Genomic DNA, 16758 nt, shown 5'->3' on the forward strand with positions numbered 1-16758 from the left:
ATCTGTCCCCCTCAGCGCAGGGTTGCGACCTTCTCCATGAACGCCCGAACCCGCGCGGGGTCGACCGCGTTCCAGGTATTGCCGCCGACCTTGAAATGGGTGCCGACGATGCAGCCATCGGCAACGCTCAACACGTCGGCGACGTTGTCGAGGTTGACGCCGGTATTGGCGAACACGGGTACGTCCTTGACCGCTTCGGCGACCTCGGTCAGCGCCGACTGTTCGGTCGGTTGCCCGGTGATGGGCCCGGAAACCAGGATCGCGTCGGCAAGCGATGAGAAGACTGCGCTGCGGGCGCGCAGGCCCAGCGGCCGGGTATCCAGGGGCGCCGCGAACTCCGCGTTGATGTTGAAAAGCAGTTTGAGGTTGCGTACGCCAAGGTCGCGCCGCGCCTTGAGCGCCCCATCGCAATCCGGCACCCATAGCCCCATGTCCGATGCATAGACGCCGGTGAAAATCTCGCGCACGAACTTGGCGCCCGTGGCGGCGGCGATGGCGACGCTTGCCACAGGATCCCACAGATAATTCACGCCGAACGGCAACTGGATGCGGTTGGTGAGGAAGGAGACAACCGCGCTCATCGCCGCGACTGAGCCCACGGGTGCCCTCAGAGAATACGGCCGGTCGTTCTCGTTGCCGAACATGACTGCATCGACGCCGCCATCCTGCAGCGCCTCCAGATCCATCGCCGCCTTCTGGATAAGGGTGTTCATGCCACCCTTCTCGTCATAAAGCGGCGTCCCCGGCAGGGCACCGATATGGACCATGCCGATGACGACCTTCTTCTTGCCGTCAAAGAAATCAAACATTGCTGTTCCTCGGTTGTAAGGCGCCTAAACGTCCCTGGTTTCGGGACGAGCCTCGGCGACGATGATCTGCACTCGGGCCGCAGCAGCGGCGGCCTTTATGTCCGGCGGCGCGGGCGCGTCGGTGACAATGCTCCCGATCGCGTCGAAGCCGCAGATACGCACGAAAGACCGCCGCCCGAACTTGCTGGCATCACAGAGCACGGTGACGGTATTCGCTTGCTGAATGAAGGCGATCTTGATCTCGGCCTCCTCGGGCGAGTAGTCATAGAGGCCGTTCTCGTCGATGCCGGCGACGCCGATGAACACGCGGTCCATCCAGTGTCCGGAGAGCTGATGACGGGTGATGCCGCCACAGAGCGAACCCTCGCGCGGGCGCAACCGTCCGCCCAGCAGAAATACCTCCGGCATGACCGGTTGCGGCATCGCCAGAACCGTCTGGAGGCTGTTGGTCACGATCTCTATCGTGGAGCGACCTGCCAGTTCGACGGCGAGACAGGCAACCGTCGACCCCACATCGAGCCCGATCGCTTGATCCGGCATCACGAGCCCGGCCGCCGTCAGAGCGATGCGCTGCTTCGCCTCGCGGTTGAGGTCACGTCGGGCGGCGTAGGAGGGTTCGGTTGCGTTAGCCGCCGGTGGTGCCGGCACCGCGCCGCCGTGCGACCGTTGGATCACGCCGTCGCGCTCCAGCACTTCGAGGTCGCGCCGCACCGTCATTTCCGAGATACCGATCTCCCGCGCGACATCGCCGACCGCTATGAACCCGCGCTCCGCGATCAGCCGTTGCAGCGCAGCACGGCGCGCCCCCGCGGGCGCTGCCGGAACCAGGTTGTCCGCCCCATCCCCGAGTGAACGCGCAAACTCTGCCTTATCGTTCATTGGCCGACTATAACGCGCCCCTCGGCCGTCATACAACACAATCGAACATAGTCGCTCATCAAAGTGTGCGAAATTGTTTGACTGCTCTCTTGCCGCTGTTATGGTTCCGTAAGGTCATGGTTCGAGGGTGGGCGAGGAAGTGAACGGGAGGATCGGCGGCGACCTCGTTGGCAAGACTGCGCTCGTCACCGGCGGCGCGACGGGGATCGGGCGTGCTATCGCTACCGCATTGAACGCGCATGATGTTCGCGTGGCGATCGCCGATATCGATCCCGCCGCCGCCGCGGCCACCGCTGCGAGCCTTTCTCGTGACGCCATCGCGATCACCATGGACGTGACGAAGCGGGCCAGTGTCGAGGCCGGATTTGCGGAGGCGGTCGCGGCCTTCGGTCAGATCGACCGCGTTGTCGCAAACGCCGGCGTCTCCAACATGAGGCCCGCGCTCGATCTGACGGATGCCGACTGGGACTTCAACTTCGACGTGAATGCGCGGGGCGTGTTCCTCACGGACCAGGTCGCGTGCCGGCATTTTCTGGAACGCGGCATCCAGGGCGCCATCTGCAACACGGCCTCGCTGGCGGCCAAGGTCGGCGCGCCGTTGCTCGCGCATTATTCGGCGAGCAAATTCGCGGTAGTGGGCTGGACTCAGGCCCTGGCGCGCGAGATGGCCCGGCACGGTATCCGCGTCAACGCGGTCTGCCCCGGCTTCGTGCGCACCGGCATGCAGTCCCGCGAAGTGATTTGGGAAGCCGAACTGCGCGGCATGACGCCACAGGCTGTGCTCGACGAGTATGTGTCGCTGACGCCGCTCGGCCGCATCGAGGAGCCCGAGGATATTGCCGGGCTCGTTGTGTTTCTACTATCGGACGCTGCCCGTTTCATGACCGGTCAGGCCGTGAACGTGACCGGCGGCGTCTACATGACATGATGATTTGCGGCAACGCGTGACCTCTGGAGGATACCATGGCGAAGCGTAATTGGATCACTCGTTTCTGTATGGTCGGGCTGATGGCCGGCCTCGGGATCGGCGGCGCACTGGGCGGGACGCCGAAAGCCGCGCAGGCAGCGGACGCTGGTGGCACCCTCACAATCTCGGATGCGCAGTTTCTCTGGACCTGCGGATTCAGCCCCTTCAACCCGAACTCGGACTTTCTCTCCGTGGGGCCGGTTTACGAAACGCTGATGTTCGTGAACACGCTGCAGGATGCGAAGACGACGCCGTGGCTCGCGACCTCCTACGCCTGGAGCGACGACAACAAGGTCATCACCTTCACACTGCGCCACGGCGTGAAGTGGACGGACGGGACGCCCTTCAGCGCCGCCGACGTCGCTTTCACGTTCAACATGCTCAAGAAGTATCCGGCGCTTGACCTCAACACGGTCTGGGCGGTGCTGTCGAGCGTGACCGCGCAAGGCGATGACAAGGTCATCTTTACCTTCAAGACTGCGGCGGTCCCGTACTTCTATTATATTGCCGATCAGGTCGGCATTGTTGCGGAGCATGTCTGGTCGACGGCCAAGGACCCGACGACGTATCAGGACGCAAAACCTGTCGGCACCGGGCCGTTTACGATCTCGCGTTGCACACCGCAGGATGTGAGCTACGCGCGCAACCCGAACTACTGGCAGCCGGGGCTGCCCAAGATCGCCGGAATGGAGTATCCCGCCTTCACCACTAATCCGCCGGCGAACGAAATCCTCTCCACCGGTCAGGCGCAATGGGGTGGTCAGTTCATCCCCAATATGAAGGCTGAGTATCTGTCGAAAAGCAAGTTTAACCACTATTGGTTTCCGCCGACCGTCAACGTCGCGATCTTCATCAACCAGACCAATCCCATCCTGAAGGACGTGGCGGTACGCAAAGCCATGGCCTTCGCCGTCAACAACGCGCGGGTCGCGATGATTGGCGAGTATGGCTATGAGCCGCCCGCCAATCAGGCGGGGATTGTCACCCCCACCTTCGCGCCTTGGCTCGACAAACCCGCCCTGACAGCAGCGGGCTACAAGTACGATCCGGCCAAGGCGATGGCGATCCTCCAACAGGCCGGCTACAAGAAGGGCGCCGACGGCATCTTCACCACGCCCGACGGCAAGCCGCTGTCCTTCACAATCATCAACCAGAGCGCCTACACCGACTGGGTGGCGGCCTTGCAGGTTGTGGCTCAGGAGTTCCAGGCCGTCGGCATCAAGCTGAACGTCGCGAACCTCGCCGGCAACGACTACAACGCAAAGCTGGATAACGGGCAGTTCGACCTCGCCTATGGCTATGAGGCTGGCGGCCCGACGCCTTATTACGAATTTCGCCAGTGGCTCTACAGCCCCGCCTCTGCTGCCATTGGCCAGTCAGCCTCGACGAACTGGGAGCGCTACATCAACAAGGATACCGACGCCCTGATCGAGAGCTACGCGACCTCGACGAGCACCGCGCAGCAAATGGCGATCATGTCGAAGCTGCAGAAGATTCTGCTCGATGACGTGCCGCTGATCCCAGTGACGGAGCAGGTTGATTGGGATCAGTATTCGACGAAGCAGTTCGTCGGCTGGCCGACGCCGAAAGACCCCTATGCGCAGCCTCTGGCCGGCTACACGTTCCCGGATTGGGCGATCATCGTTCTCCACCTGCACGAGAAGTGACACGCCCCTGAATGAAGTTTTCTCGGTTCTCATGAAGAACGGCGCTTCTCTGTGCGTTTCCACTAAGGCTTGAGACATGCGCTACATCCTTCGCCGCCTGGGTTTCTTCGTTGTGACGCTCTGGGCGGCGATGACGGTCAACTTCTTCCTGCCGCGTCTCATGCCGGGAAGCCCCGCCACATCCATGATCGCTCGCTTCCACGGACGGTTGAGCGGCGGGGCCTTGCACGCCATGGAAATCGCTTTCGGCGTCAACGCCAACGAGGGCCTTGTCTCCCAGTACTTCGGGTATCTGCGCGACAGCTTTACCGGGCAGTTCGGCCGCTCGCTCACCTTCTTCCCCGACAGCGTCAGCCAGGTCGTGTTCCAGGCCCTGCCCTGGACGCTCGGCCTGGTGGGCGTGACCACCATCATCGCCTTCATCCTCGGCACGCTGATCGGCATGATCGGGGCCTGGGGGCGCGGCGGCTGGTTCGACAGCATCTTGCCGCCCATCTTCATCGTGCTCTCGGCCTTCCCCTATTTTTGGATTGCGCTGGTCTTCATCCTCGTCTTCGGCATCACGTTGAACTGGCTGCCGATCGGCTTCGGCTACACGACCGGTAGCGCCATCACCTTCACCTGGGCATTCGCCTGGGATGTGCTCCAGCACGCTGTCCTGCCCGCGTTCACGATCATCCTCACCTCCATCGGCGGCTGGATTCTGACCATGCGCAACAACATGATCATGACGCTGAACGAGGACTACGTGCGTATGGCGCGCGCGAAGGGCCTTTCGGCAGCGCGCATCATGTTCGATTATGCCGGCCGCAACGCCATCCTCCCCAACCTGAGCGGCTTCGGCATGTCTCTCGGCTTTGTCGTCAGCGGCGCCATCCTCGTAGAGTACGTCTTCTCCTATCCCGGTGTCGGCTACATGATGCTGCAAGCTGTCCTCAACGAAGACTATCCTCTCATGCAGACGCTCTTTCTCTTCATCACGGTGGCAGTGCTGCTCGCCATCCTCGCGGTTGACGGCGTCACCGTGCTGCTCGACCCGCGGACGCGGAGCGGACGGTGAGCATCACCACCACCGCCCCCCGCCGCAGTCTGCCCGGCCTGCGCGCGTTCCGCACGCTCGGCCGCGCGATCCTCACAAACCGCAAGGCGATGGCGGGCGCAATTCTGCTCGCGCTCTGTGTGTTCATGGCGCTCTTTCCCGGCCTCATCGCGCCGGGCGATCCCAACGCCGAAGTATTTCAACCCGGTCAGGGACCGACCGGCGCCAACTGGCTCGGCACGACCTCCTATGGGCAGGACATCTTCGCCCAGTTCATCTGGGGCGCGCGCGCTTCACTCATCATCGCAGTCGTTGCCGGCCTGCTCTCCACGGTGATCTCGGCGCTCGTCGGTGTCGCCGCCGGATACCTCGGCGGCACGGCGGATGGCCTGCTCTCGCTGGTGACAGACGTTTTCCTTGTCATCCCCGCCTTCCCCCTCGTTGTCGTCATCGCCGCCTATTCCAAGACGGGCGGCAACGCCATGATCATCACCGTGCTGGTGCTGACCGGCTGGTCCTACGGCGCGAGGCAATTGCGCGCTCAAGTCCTCTCCCTGCGGCACCGCGAGTTCCTCACAGCCGCGCGCCTTCGTGGCGAACGGACTTGGCGGATCATCGTCTCCGAAATCCTGCCCAACATGACGTCGCTGCTGGTCGCGAATTTTCTCGGCGCCTCGGTCTATGCGATCCTGACGGCGGCGGGGCTACAGTTCCTGGGGCTTGGCAACGTCAACGTCGATAGCTGGGGCACAATGCTCTACTGGGCGCAGAACAACGAAGCGTTGCAGGCCGGTGTCCCGCTGTGGGCGATTGCGCCGGGCCTCGGCATCGCCGCGCTCGGGGGCGCCTTCGCACTCCTCAATTACGCCTTCGATGAAATCAGCAACCCCGTGCTTCGGCCGGCCAGGAAGCGCCGTGCCCGACGCAGTTCCTGACGCCGCCATCATGACGGATGTTATCCTCAACGTCTCCGACATCACCGTCGAATACGGCACATCGGGTAAGCCAGCGCGCGCCGTCGACCAGGTCAGCCTCGAGCTTTCACGTGGTGAATTCCTCGGCATTGTCGGCGAGTCCGGCTGCGGAAAGTCGACTCTGCTCTTCGCGATCGCCCAGTTGTTGAGCCCTCCTGCTCAGCTCGTCGCCGGCCGCGTGACGTTCAAGGGCCGCGACATGGTTGGGCTGACGGGTGAGGCGCTCCGCACGCTGCGTTGGCGCGACTACTCTGTCGTCATGCAGAGCGCCATGAACGCGCTCAACCCTGTGATGACGGTCGCCGCCCAATACGATGACGCGATGCGGGCACATGGCATTGGCGACACCACGCAGATCCGTGCCCGGGCGCGCGAGGTGCTGGCGCTCGTCGGCATCGATGCCGTGCATCTCAAGAGCTATCCGCACCAGCTCTCGGGCGGCATGCGTCAACGGGTGATGATCGCGATGGCGCTTCTGCTGTCGCCTGATCTCATCGTGATGGATGAGCCGACATCGGCGCTCGATGTGGTTGCCCAGCGCTCGCTGATGGTGCAGGTGAAGGAGTTGCAGCGTCGCCTCGGCTTCGCGGTGATCTTCGTGACGCACGACATGTCGTTGGTCGGTCACTTCTCCGACCGTCTGGCAGTGATGTACGCCGGCCGCATCGTCGAGATCGGGCCAACGCGGCCTTTGTTCGCCAACCCCCAGCACCCCTACACGCGCGGGCTTTTAGACTCCTTCCCTTCCGTGCATGGGCCGAAGGTGCATCTGGAGGGCATTCCCGGGGCGCCTCCGGATCTTGCCGACCTCCCGAGCGGGTGCCGCTTCCGCCCACGTTGTCCGGATGTGATGCCGCGTTGCGCTGAGGTTGAGCCTGCCCTCTACCCTGCCGCCGAAGCTGATGTGCGTTGCCTGCTCTACGAGACGCCGCATGGCTGACGTGACCGCGCCCCTCATCGAAACCCGAGCCCTTGCCCGGCACTTCCGCATCGGCGGCATCTTCGGGCGCGCCAGGCTGCATGCCGTGGACGACCTCGACCTCATCATCAGGCCGCGCGAGATCCTGGCCGTTGTGGGCGAGAGCGGCAGTGGCAAAAGCACCATCGCCCGGCTGCTGGCCAAGGTTTATGAGCCGACAAGCGGCGACATTCTGTTCCGTGGCCGGTCCTTGCGGGATGTGCGCTCACGCGCCGATCTGCTGGATTATCGCGGACAGGTGCCGATGGTGTTCCAGGATCCCTTCAGTTCGCTCAACCCGGTCCATACCATCGGCTACGCGCTGGACCGGGGGCTGGCATTGCACCGGCCGAAGCTCTCGCCATCCCACCGCGAGGCGGCCGCGTGCCAGGCGTTGGATGCCGTAGGGCTCTCACCTGCCCGGCAGGTGCTTGCGAAATATCCGCATGAGATGAGCGGCGGACAGCGCCAGCGGGTGGGGTTCGCGCAGGCGCTGTCCTACAACCCGAAGCTCGTACTCGCCGACGAGCCGGTTTCCATGCTCGATGTCTCCATCCGCATCGGGGTTCTTAATCTGATGGCGCGGCTGTGCGAGGAAGAAGGTATTTCATTCCTCTACATCACCCATGACATCGCAAGCGCCCGCTATGTTTCGCACCGGGTGATGGTGATGTATGCGGGACGTGTGGCGGAAAGCGGTCCTGCAGAGGAGGTTCTGCACCACCCGGTGCATCCTTATACTCGGCTTCTGCTGTCGGCGGTACCGGATCCGCGGGCGCCGATCACCATAACCGCCGCCGATACGGGCGAGCCGCCGCGTGTGGTCGACCCCGGTGCAGGCTGCCGCTTCCGCTGGCGCTGCCCTTTGGCCATCGCCAGATGTGCCGAGGTGACGCCGCCACTTGCGGAGACCGCTCGCGGCCATGCCGCCGCCTGTCACGTCACAGCACCAGCGCGACATATGGCTTCATGAGCCCATCCTCGGGTGCACGCGCAATTTGGCCATGGGCAGAAAACACCGGGTGACGAACTCTGCGAGAGCGACTAGGAAATCGCCGTTTGGAACGACCGGAGGCTAAAATTCCTCCAACTCTTCGGAATGGGCTGCGACGGCCAGATTGCCCTTTTGGGAATTGACCGGCGACGTCTTAGTTGGCGTGCGCGGACTGGCCGCGGCTGGGCGCTGCGGGAGCTTTCGAGTGACTACTGTCGAAGGTGAGGTCCGGTCGTTAATCTTAAACCGACCGACCTGGGCGTTGAGTTTTCCAACCTCACTTTTTAGGGCATGGGCGGAGGCAGCCGCCTCATGCACCAGAGACGCATTCTGCTGCAAGGCCTGATCCATTTGCGTCGTCGCATCACTCACTGCGGATATACCGGCCGCCTGTTCTCCCGCCGACGACGAAATCTGCCTTACCAAGGTGTCGATTGCGGTCACCCGGTTGATGATTCCCATGAACCCCTCGCCGGTCCGTCCGACGAGGCTCACGCCCCCGCTCACTGCTTCGGATGAGGAGGAAATCAAACCCTTGATCTCCTTCGCGGCTTCCGAGGAACGTTGCGCAAGACTGCGCACCTCCTGCGCCACAACGGCAAAGCCCCGGCCAGCGTCACCCGCGCGCGCAGCCTCAACCCCCGCGTTGAGCGCCAGAAGATTGGTCTGGAACGCGAGCGACTCGATGATGCCAACGATATTCCCGATCTGGGTGGAGAAATTCTCGATCCGCTGCATCGCAACGACTGCCTGGTCGACCACCTCGCGAGAGACCTCCGCCCCAGCACGTGTCTCCGTCACCAGGTTTGCCGCTTCTCGCGCACCGGATGCACTGTTCTTCACGGCGACGGTGATTTGCGTCAGCGCGGCTGCTGTTTGCTCCAACGTGGCCGCCTGCGCTTCCGAGCGACGTGAGATGTCGCTCGACGCGGCGGCGATCCCGTCGGCGCTGGCGTAAAGAGTGCCCGTCGAGAGGGAGATCATGCACATTGCCTCTTCGAGGCTTTCGGCGGCGGCGTTAAAGTCGGCGCGAAGCTGTTCGTATTCTTCACTGAAAGCTGCGAGCAACCGCCCGGTGAGGTCACCCGCCGCAAGCTTGCTCAATCCCCCCGCCAACCCGGTTACCACCGCCTGCGCCTTGCGCTGCGCTTCAGCTTGAGCCGACGCGGCGATCGCCCGCTCTTTGCTGGCATTCTGCTCTGTACGCACCTGCTCGGCTTGGGCCGCGCCGAGCCGCTCCTGATTGTTCTTGAACACATCGAGGGACCGCACGATCGCGCCAAGCTCGTCGCGCCGCTGCAATCGCTCCACCGCGACATCCGTCCTGCCCTGCGCCAGATCCAGCGTCGCCGACGCAATCCTCTTGATCGAACGGACCGTCACTTCTGCAATCAACAACGTTATGGCCATCACCAACAGAAAAACTGCCAGTGTCAGCCCTATGAAAAGGCGCCTGCCCTCGGCTGCCGCCTTCGACGCTTGAGCGACCTGAACAGCAGCACTCTGCGCCGTGTCAATCTCCAGCTGAGACAACCGTGTCTTGAGAGATTCATAGTTATGATCGAAAGGACCCAGAAAGGACACCGCGGAGGAAAAGTCTACGTCGAGCATCTGCTCCTCGAAATCGAGCGCGCCCTTGTACTTCTGGACATCCGCGATCAGTCCGTTGATCATCACGGCTTTTTCAGGCCCGGCATACTCAGTTCTGTAGCCTGTAAGGATTTTGCTGACAGCGTCAACGCTGATCTTAAGCGCTTCCAGATCGGCTGATGCATTCAATCCGCTCGTATGAGCGGCCTGCTGCGACAACACACGATACAGGCGGCCGTTGATCTCCTGGATGCCCTGACTTGCCTGCGTCAGCATCCGCGTCGCTGCCTGACTGTCGGCGACGTGCGCCACGATCCGAGACTGCTGGGTCAACCCGAAGATGCCGAACCAGGCCAGGAGTGTCAACGCAACTAAGGCCAAAGCCGGTCCTGAGATCAATTTAAGCCGAAAAGGCCAGTCTGAGAGGCTCCAGATCGACTTGATCATCAACATTTCCTGTTTCGCTCTCAGCGAAGCGCCTGCTGGCGCTCCGGACGGTCTGGTATGAGACGATCTCGTGGCGGGTGAGGTCGTCTGGCTGGACGATCGCGACGGCTCTGTCCGGAACATTAGAGCAGTCTCGCGATCCGGCTCATCGCGGGCAAATTACATTCCTAAGTATTGCAGACTTCTTAATGCTCTGCGGGCGGCGCATTACGTGCTGCTTTCACATCATCAATGATCCCTGGTTGGCAGCACCCGGCGTGCGGCAAACTTCCACAGGCGGGGCCGAGATCGTTTGAAGGTCTTCTGGGGATCTTATTTTGGCCTCAGAATGTAACGTCCTTTCCAAAGCAATATTCGGCGGTTTCCTGGGTTTACGGGTCCTTCACCACTGGACCCGTAAGAACGGTTCATCAGCGTGTTTCTAGCGCCGTTAAAAGATATAACGATAGTGAGACAAGGTATGCTGTCAGCCTTTCCCGTGCTCCGCCAAGCGTCCCTTGTCGGTTTGGCACTATCCAGTGCGCTCCTGCTGCAGCCATCCGCCGCCTCCGCCGCTTCTTTGTCCACCAAGGATGTGCGGATCGTCGGCGTGGTCCTGGGGTTTCTCGACCCGCCGTCACCGGGTGGGAACATCGCAGTGATCTACTCAGGTTCAAGTGCCGCGTCCAAGGCTGACGCCGACGCAATCGTTGCGTCTTTTGGGGATGGCGTGAGTTCGAAGGGCGGGAGCATGCAGGCGAAAGCGGTTGATGCTGCATCACTGGGAGACGGGACAGGCTATATTGGCATTATCGTGGCAGCAGGTGTCGACGGCAACGCCGGAATAACGGCAGCCAAAGCCCACCATATCCCCTGCATAACCGCAAGCCTCGCGACGGTTCAGGGCGGGCAGTGCATCATGACAGTGCAATCTGATCCGAAGCTTCAGATCACAGTCAATCACGACGCAGCGTCGGCTGCCGGCGTCGTCTTCTCCCCAGCGTTCCGAATGCTGATCCATGAGATCTAGCAGCAAGCCGAGCCAGCAACCCATAGAGGGCATGTTATGACGTATCGCGTTCTTCTCGGCAGGCTGTTGCTAGCAAGCACCGCGCTCGGTGCGCTGCTGCCTGCCGCTGCATATGCTCAAAGCGTGGACTACTCCACTTTGGAGCAGATGTTCGGCCAGCCGATCACAACTTCAGTGACTGGCAAGCCGCAGCTTGCCTCCGAGGTACCGGGTGACCTGACGATCATCACGCAAGACGATATCCGCCGATCCGGCGCCACCAGTGTCCCGGATGTCCTGCAGTATGTTCCGGGCATCGACGTGCGGCACTATGGAAATGGTGACGTGGAGGTGAGCATTCGGGGGTACGACGCTCCGCTCAACCCACGGCTGCTGGTCATGGTCGATGGGCGGCAGGTCTACTCTGACGACTACGGCCGCGTGTCCTGGAATGACTTGCCGGTCCAGCTCCTGGAGATCCGGCAGATCGAGATCGTCAAAGGTCCAAACTCCGCCCTATTCGGGTTCAACGCCGCCAGCGGCGTCATCAATATTGTCACTTTCGATCCGCTTCTCGACAAGGTCAATACCGCTGAGATTGAGGGCGGCACGCAATCGTTCGGCATGCTCAGCGCGGTTGGAACTGCCCATGTTGGAACCACAGCGGGCCTGCGCGTCTCGGCCGGCGGTTTTACAGAACAGGAGTTCTCTGGCGAGTCTGCCATCACGGGGGAACCGCGTCCGGTCACCGGCACGGTCAACATCGATGGTCATTGGCAGGTCAATCCGGACACCCTGCTACGGCTGTCCGCCGGGCATAGCGCCGCCCACGCGCCGAGCGACGTGTTCGGCTCAGAACTGGCAAGTATTGCCGAGCGAACGAGTTACTTGCGTCTTGGGGCAGCCTCGAACACCAAGATCGGCACCGTGGATGCCGATGTCTACGCCAACACGGCCGACGACAAATTCGGGGGCGCCACCAGCTTTCAGAACAATACGATGGTTGCCAAGATCGACGACTTGGTCAAACTAAATGCCGCGAATACTGTACGGATCGGGTTGGAGTTCCGGAACAATCGTGCCAGCGGCAGCGCCAACGTCGGAGGCAGCATCGCGTACAACGTCTACTCTGTCGACGGGATGTGGGACTGGCAGATCGCACCAAGTCTGGACCTCACCAACGCGGTGCGGCTCGATCACCTGGTGCTGAGCTATGGAGGAGCGCTACTGCCGATCCCGGGGCGGACGCTCGCGGCTTACAACAACGCCACGATCACGCAACCGAGCTTCAATTCCGGTCTGGTTATCAAGCTTTCGGATGTCGACACGATACGCCTGACCGCCGCGCGGGGATTACAGGTTCCCTCGTTGCAGGACTATGCCACATCAGTGAACATCGGTGGCATCTATCTGCTCGGCTCGCCGACGCTCGTGCCGACCTCGGTCTGGAACACAGAAGCGGCCTATGACCGCGCGCTCCCGACGTTCAACAGCGCCCTTAACACCGCGGTGTTCTTTCAGCGCAACACGAACTTACTCGCGTCCTTCGGCGACACGCCGTTCGTTCCGGTTGGCGGCGGCATCATAGGCAGTACTGCGGCCAATGTCGGGTCGAGCAATGAGGTCGGCACCGAAATCGGTTTGAGCGGCGCGACAGACGGCGGGTTTCGCTGGAACGCGAGCTACAGCTTCGCCTTGATCTCCGACGACATTTCGAGTGAGTATCCGCCAAGCCCCACGACCCGCTACGACAATGGCACGCCGCAACACTCCGTTGTTCTTGGTGCCGGCTACAACCATGGCCGGTGGGAACTGGATGCGCAGGGCAGGTGGCAATCCCGCTTCACCGACTACACGCGTGGCAACGAGGGTTACCAGCCGATCTACATGATGGATTACGTGTCCTACAACGCCCGCGTTGCCTACCAGATAACGCAAAATCTCACTGCCGCCGTGGTCGGCGAACAGTATGATGTTTCGGCGCTCTTCAAGCCGACAGGCAGCCTGGTGGAGCACATAGGTATCGCGAGCCTAACTGCACATTTCTAGTGCATGTCTAGCAGAGCGCGACCGCCATCTCCTGGCGGTCGCGTTCTGCCAAGCTGTCTCCCACTTAGCAAGGTGCGTGCTCTACAGAAACGTCAGCGCCATCTCAGGCGATCCGTCCAGCGCGTGCGCCATATATTCCAGCGCACCACGCACCAAAGCTCGGTCGGCGGGACCGCCCAGACAGACGCGTACCGCCTCGGGCGGGTTGCCATCCGTGGTGAAGGCGTCGCTCGCCACCACGCCGATCCCGGTCGAGCGCATGTGGCCGACGAAGGCCGAGCGTGTCCAGGCCGGCGGCAGCGCCACCCACAGGTTGAAGCTCAGCGGATCGGCGGTGTAGCTGCCTATGGGCAGAACCTCGGCCGCAAGGCGTTGCCGCGCCCCCATCTCCCCGCGGATGAAATGCAGGATGGCGTCGGCGGTCCCATCCTCGATCCAGCGTGTGGCCAAGGCAACCGTGAGCGGCGACGCCATGACGGTGGCGGCGCGAACCGCTGCGGCGAAAGGCCAACCCGCCTTCGCATTCGGCGCTACGACATAGGCTGCGCGCAGCCCGGCGCCGATGCACTTTGCCAGTCCCGCGACGTGCCACGTGATATCCGGCGCGATCGCCGCAAACGGTGCAGGCGCGTGCGGCGGAATGAAACCGTAGGCGTCATCCTCTACGATCGGCAGCCTTAGCCGCCGGGCCACTTCGGCAATATCCGTGCGGCGGCCCACCGGGATCGTCAGCGTCGTCGGGTTCTGCAGCGTCGGGTTGAGGTAGAGCGCACGCGGGTTGAGGCGCTTGCAAGCATCAGTCAATGCGTCCGGGTGGATGCCTTGCTCATCCATCGGCAGCCCAACCAGGTTGAGGCCGAGCTGCGCCGCGATGGAGCGTATGCCGGGGTAAGTGATCGCCTCCGACAGGATCGTGTCGCCCGCCTTCGCCAGAGCGCCGAAAATTCCAAGCAAGGCTGGGTGAGCGCCGGGCGCAATGAAAATCCGCTCCTGCACCGGAATGAGGCCGCGGCGGCCCAGCCATATGGATGCCGCGACCTTGTCAAGCTGCGATCCGCCGAAGCCCTGGTAGCGCAGCAGCGGCACAAGATCGCGCGCTACCTCGGAAAGGCCAGCCTGCATGCGCTCGATCAGCGCCGGGTCATTCGGCTCCGGCGGCAGGTTCATGGACAGGTCAACGCCGTAGATTGGCGTTTCCCGCAATCCCCGCCCGGTTCTAGGGGCGGCCCGCACGAAGGTGCCTTGGCCGACACGCGAATGCACCAGCCCGCGCTTCTGCGCCTCCACGTAGCCACGCGCGACCGTTGTGAAGTCGATACCGAGGCGCGAGGCGAGGCGTCGTTGTGGGGGCAACCTGTCACCCTCCGTCAGATGCCCTCGCTCGATATCCGCCGCCAGCAGATCGGCGATGGCGAGATATCGCGGCCGGTCCGAGCGCGAGAGATCAGGATTCCAGTCGGTCATGCTGTATCCCAGCAGGTTGAGGGATGGCGGGATGCAATCCGATTGACTGTATATTGTTGCACGCAGGACCTGCCAAGGGCGGTTTGAAGCTCCAATTCGATGACGGCCGAGCGTGCATCCTCACGACCACGCGACGAAGCGTTGCTGGCCGAGGCTTTTTCTTGTGCCACCCCAGAGAGACAGGCATTGTCGCGTTGACGCTTCGAGGCGTGATTTGCCTAAATTACGTGCAATCATTGCCAACTTTGTCGGCATTATCTCAACGCTTAAGTGACGCCGGACACAATCTGAATTGACGTCACGATTGACAGGATCTGAGCCCTATCAATCGCCAATCAATCTTCCAGTCGGTTTGGCATGCAGCTTGCTGTGTCTCCGTCAGGCGGCCGTCGGCCGTCGCCAGACCGTCAGAGAGGGAAAACACCATGGCTACTGTCACCGCCCCCGCCCATCAGAAAGGCGACTTCCTCGTCGACTACGAAGAGAAGGTTTTTGAGGATGTGAAGGCCGAGCCGGGTGAAAAGGCGCTCGTCACCTTCCACACCGTGGCCTTCGAAGGCTCGATCGGCCTCGTCAACATTCTCCAGGCCTTGCGCCTGCAACGCAAAGGCTTCGAGACCGCGATCCTGCTGTATGGCCCGGGTGTCACCCTCGGCGTTCAGCGCGGCTTCCCCAAGCTTGGCGACGAGGCCTTTCCCGGCGCGCAAAACTTCAGCGCCCAGCTTACCAAATTCATGGCCGAGGGCGGCAAGGTCTATTGCTGCCGGTTCGCGCTGCAGATGCTGTACGGCCATGGCGAGGGCGCGCTGCTCCCCGGCATCCGCCCGATCAGCCCGCTCGACGTGCTCGATCTCATCCTCATCAACCGCCGGGACAACGCTTTCATGCTCCACACCTGGACGCTCTGAACGGGCGGATGCGCTGACAAGGAGAAGAGCCATGGCCCAGCCGAGCACGATCCGCGTCGCCGCCGTGCAGCTTTCGCCGGACATCGAAATCCCGGCGAACACGGTCACACGCGTGCTCGGCGCCATTGCCGAGGCCGCGGGCCGTGGCGCGCGTCTCGCCGTGTTTCCCGAGACCATCGTGCCCTACTACCCATACTTCTCCTTCGTCCATCCGCCTGTCGTCACCGGCGCCGAGCATCTCCGCCTCTACGAGCATGCGGTGACGGTGCCAGGTCCGGTCACGGATGCGGTCGCCGAGGCCGCACGCCAGCACGGCATCGTCGTCGTGCTGGGTGTCAACGAGCGCGACCATGGTTCGCTCTACAACGCGCAGATCATCTTCGACGCCGACGGCACCATCCTGCTCAAGCGCCGCAAGATCACGCCGACCTTCCATGAGCGCATGATCTGGGGCCAGGGCGACGGCTCGGGCCTCACCGTGGTGCAAACCGCCGTCGGCCGCGTCGGCGCGCTCGCCTGCTGGGAGCACTACAACCCACTCGCCCGCTACGCCTTGATGGCGCAGCACGAGGAAATCCACGTCGGCCAGTTCCCCGGCTCCATGGTCGGGCAGATCTTCGCCGATCAGATCGAGGTGACCATCCGCCACCATGCGCTGGAGAGCGGTTGTTTTGTCGTCAACGCCACTGGCTGGCTGACGGACGCGCAGATGGCCAGGATCAGCCCGGACGAGAAGCTACGCCGCGCGCTCACAGGCGGCTGCATGACCGCGATCGTGGGTCCGGAGGGCAATCATCTGGTGCCGCCTTGACCCAGGGCGAAGGCATGCTCGTGGCCGATCTCGACTTGGCGCTCATCACCAAGCGCAAGCGGATGATGGATAGCGTGGGCCACTACGCCCGGCCGGAGACTGCTCAGCCTCAATCTCGACAACCGGGCAACGGCGCCGATGCGCACGACGGCGGACGCCATGCCCTTTCCCCTTCCAGCCCTCGGGAGTTCCGATGATGACGCAAGCCTCCGTC

General features: G+C 62.6%; 13 protein-coding genes and 1 pseudogene. 10 read left to right on the forward strand and 4 right to left on the reverse strand.

The window, feature by feature from the left end; translation table 11 throughout:
• Window positions 1–11 precede the first annotated feature (11 nt).
• Both ACOEQ1_RS10620 and ACOEQ1_RS10625 read right to left on the reverse strand, forming a co-directional pair.
• Window positions 12–809: a BtpA/SgcQ family protein gene (locus ACOEQ1_RS10620; RefSeq protein ID WP_419759219.1), complete on the reverse strand. Its 798-nt coding sequence runs from the start codon at window positions 807–809 to the stop codon at window positions 12–14.
• A 24-nt stretch (window positions 810–833) separates the two neighbouring features.
• The gene (locus tag ACOEQ1_RS10625; protein WP_419759220.1) at window positions 834–1688 is read right to left on the reverse strand and encodes a DeoR/GlpR family DNA-binding transcription regulator; all 855 of its coding nucleotides are present in this window, start codon (window positions 1686–1688) and stop codon (window positions 834–836) included.
• 139 nt (window positions 1689–1827) lie between these two features.
• Between ACOEQ1_RS10625 and ACOEQ1_RS10630 the strand changes: the two genes are divergently transcribed.
• From ACOEQ1_RS10630 to ACOEQ1_RS10655, 6 genes are all read left to right on the forward strand, one after another.
• Window positions 1828–2616, forward strand: coding sequence for an SDR family NAD(P)-dependent oxidoreductase (locus ACOEQ1_RS10630; protein ID WP_419759221.1), 789 nt, complete (start codon window positions 1828–1830; stop codon window positions 2614–2616).
• 35 nt (window positions 2617–2651) lie between these two features.
• The gene (locus ACOEQ1_RS10635; protein WP_419759222.1) at window positions 2652–4322 is read left to right on the forward strand and encodes an ABC transporter substrate-binding protein; all 1671 of its coding nucleotides are present in this window, start codon (window positions 2652–2654) and stop codon (window positions 4320–4322) included.
• 76 nt (window positions 4323–4398) lie between these two features.
• Complete coding sequence (locus ACOEQ1_RS10640; protein ID WP_419759223.1) at window positions 4399–5382, forward strand: ABC transporter permease; 984 nt, start codon at window positions 4399–4401, stop codon at window positions 5380–5382.
• Window positions 5379–6296, forward strand: coding sequence for an ABC transporter permease (locus ACOEQ1_RS10645; protein WP_419759224.1), 918 nt, complete (start codon window positions 5379–5381; stop codon window positions 6294–6296). The genes ACOEQ1_RS10640 and ACOEQ1_RS10645 overlap by 4 nt, the downstream gene beginning before the upstream one ends.
• A complete protein-coding gene (locus tag ACOEQ1_RS10650; RefSeq protein WP_419759225.1) occupies window positions 6277–7275 on the forward strand; it encodes an ABC transporter ATP-binding protein in 999 nt (332 codons plus the stop codon). Before ACOEQ1_RS10645 ends, ACOEQ1_RS10650 begins: the two co-directional genes overlap by 20 nt.
• Window positions 7268–8266 (forward strand): ABC transporter ATP-binding protein, encoded by a 999-nt coding sequence (locus tag ACOEQ1_RS10655; RefSeq protein WP_419759226.1) that lies wholly within the window; start codon window positions 7268–7270, stop codon window positions 8264–8266. The genes ACOEQ1_RS10650 and ACOEQ1_RS10655 overlap by 8 nt, the downstream gene beginning before the upstream one ends.
• A 102-nt stretch (window positions 8267–8368) precedes the next feature.
• On the opposite strand, the gene ACOEQ1_RS10660 is transcribed toward ACOEQ1_RS10655, so the two are convergent.
• On the reverse strand, window positions 8369–10324 hold the full coding sequence (locus ACOEQ1_RS10660) for a methyl-accepting chemotaxis protein (RefSeq protein ID WP_419759227.1): 1956 nt from the start codon (window positions 10322–10324) through the stop codon (window positions 8369–8371).
• A 460-nt stretch (window positions 10325–10784) separates the two neighbouring features.
• On the opposite strand from ACOEQ1_RS10660, the gene ACOEQ1_RS10665 reads away from it, so the two are divergent.
• Both ACOEQ1_RS10665 and ACOEQ1_RS10670 read left to right on the forward strand, forming a co-directional pair.
• Window positions 10785–11333: a hypothetical protein gene (locus ACOEQ1_RS10665; RefSeq protein WP_419759228.1), complete on the forward strand. Its 549-nt coding sequence runs from the start codon at window positions 10785–10787 to the stop codon at window positions 11331–11333.
• A gap of 36 nt (window positions 11334–11369) precedes the next feature.
• Complete coding sequence (locus tag ACOEQ1_RS10670; RefSeq protein WP_419759229.1) at window positions 11370–13361, forward strand: TonB-dependent receptor plug domain-containing protein; 1992 nt, start codon at window positions 11370–11372, stop codon at window positions 13359–13361.
• A gap of 81 nt (window positions 13362–13442) precedes the next feature.
• Here the strand turns inward: ACOEQ1_RS10670 and ACOEQ1_RS10675 are convergent, their stop codons facing one another.
• Window positions 13443–14825: a PLP-dependent aminotransferase family protein gene (locus tag ACOEQ1_RS10675; RefSeq protein ID WP_419759230.1), complete on the reverse strand. Its 1383-nt coding sequence runs from the start codon at window positions 14823–14825 to the stop codon at window positions 13443–13445.
• A 425-nt stretch (window positions 14826–15250) separates the two neighbouring features.
• On the opposite strand from ACOEQ1_RS10675, the gene ACOEQ1_RS10680 reads away from it, so the two are divergent.
• Window positions 15251–15733, forward strand: a complete 483-nt coding sequence (locus tag ACOEQ1_RS10680; protein ID WP_419759231.1) for an MSMEG_0572/Sll0783 family nitrogen starvation response protein — start codon at window positions 15251–15253, stop codon at window positions 15731–15733.
• 31 nt (window positions 15734–15764) lie between these two features.
• Window positions 15765–16751, forward strand: a pseudogene (locus ACOEQ1_RS10685) (Nit6803 family nitrilase); the annotation flags it as partial.
• Between the last annotated feature and the right edge of the window lie 7 nt (window positions 16752–16758).

Origin of the sequence: Acidisoma sp. (assembly GCF_965199065.1) — a bacterium.
In the GTDB taxonomy this organism is placed as follows: domain Bacteria; phylum Pseudomonadota; class Alphaproteobacteria; order Acetobacterales; family Acetobacteraceae; genus Acidisoma.

What these genes read in the sequence shown, in the direction of transcription:
- ACOEQ1_RS10620 (WP_419759219.1), bottom strand. Translation starts at nt 809, where the DNA reads ATGTTTGATTTCTTTGACGGCAAGAAGAAGGTCGTCATCGGCATGGTC.
- ACOEQ1_RS10625 (WP_419759220.1), bottom strand. Translation starts at nt 1,688, where the DNA reads ATGAACGATAAGGCAGAGTTTGCGCGTTCACTCGGGGATGGGGCGGAC.
- ACOEQ1_RS10635 (WP_419759222.1), top strand. Translation starts at nt 2,652, where the DNA reads ATGGCGAAGCGTAATTGGATCACTCGTTTCTGTATGGTCGGGCTGATG.
- ACOEQ1_RS10640 (WP_419759223.1), top strand. Translation starts at nt 4,399, where the DNA reads ATGCGCTACATCCTTCGCCGCCTGGGTTTCTTCGTTGTGACGCTCTGG.
- ACOEQ1_RS10655 (WP_419759226.1), top strand. Translation starts at nt 7,268, where the DNA reads ATGGCTGACGTGACCGCGCCCCTCATCGAAACCCGAGCCCTTGCCCGG.
- ACOEQ1_RS10660 (WP_419759227.1), bottom strand. Translation starts at nt 10,324, where the DNA reads ATGATCAAGTCGATCTGGAGCCTCTCAGACTGGCCTTTTCGGCTTAAA.
- ACOEQ1_RS10665 (WP_419759228.1), top strand. Translation starts at nt 10,785, where the DNA reads ATGCTGTCAGCCTTTCCCGTGCTCCGCCAAGCGTCCCTTGTCGGTTTG.
- ACOEQ1_RS10670 (WP_419759229.1), top strand. Translation starts at nt 11,370, where the DNA reads ATGACGTATCGCGTTCTTCTCGGCAGGCTGTTGCTAGCAAGCACCGCG.
- ACOEQ1_RS10675 (WP_419759230.1), bottom strand. Translation starts at nt 14,825, where the DNA reads ATGACCGACTGGAATCCTGATCTCTCGCGCTCGGACCGGCCGCGATAT.
- ACOEQ1_RS10680 (WP_419759231.1), top strand. Translation starts at nt 15,251, where the DNA reads ATGGCTACTGTCACCGCCCCCGCCCATCAGAAAGGCGACTTCCTCGTC.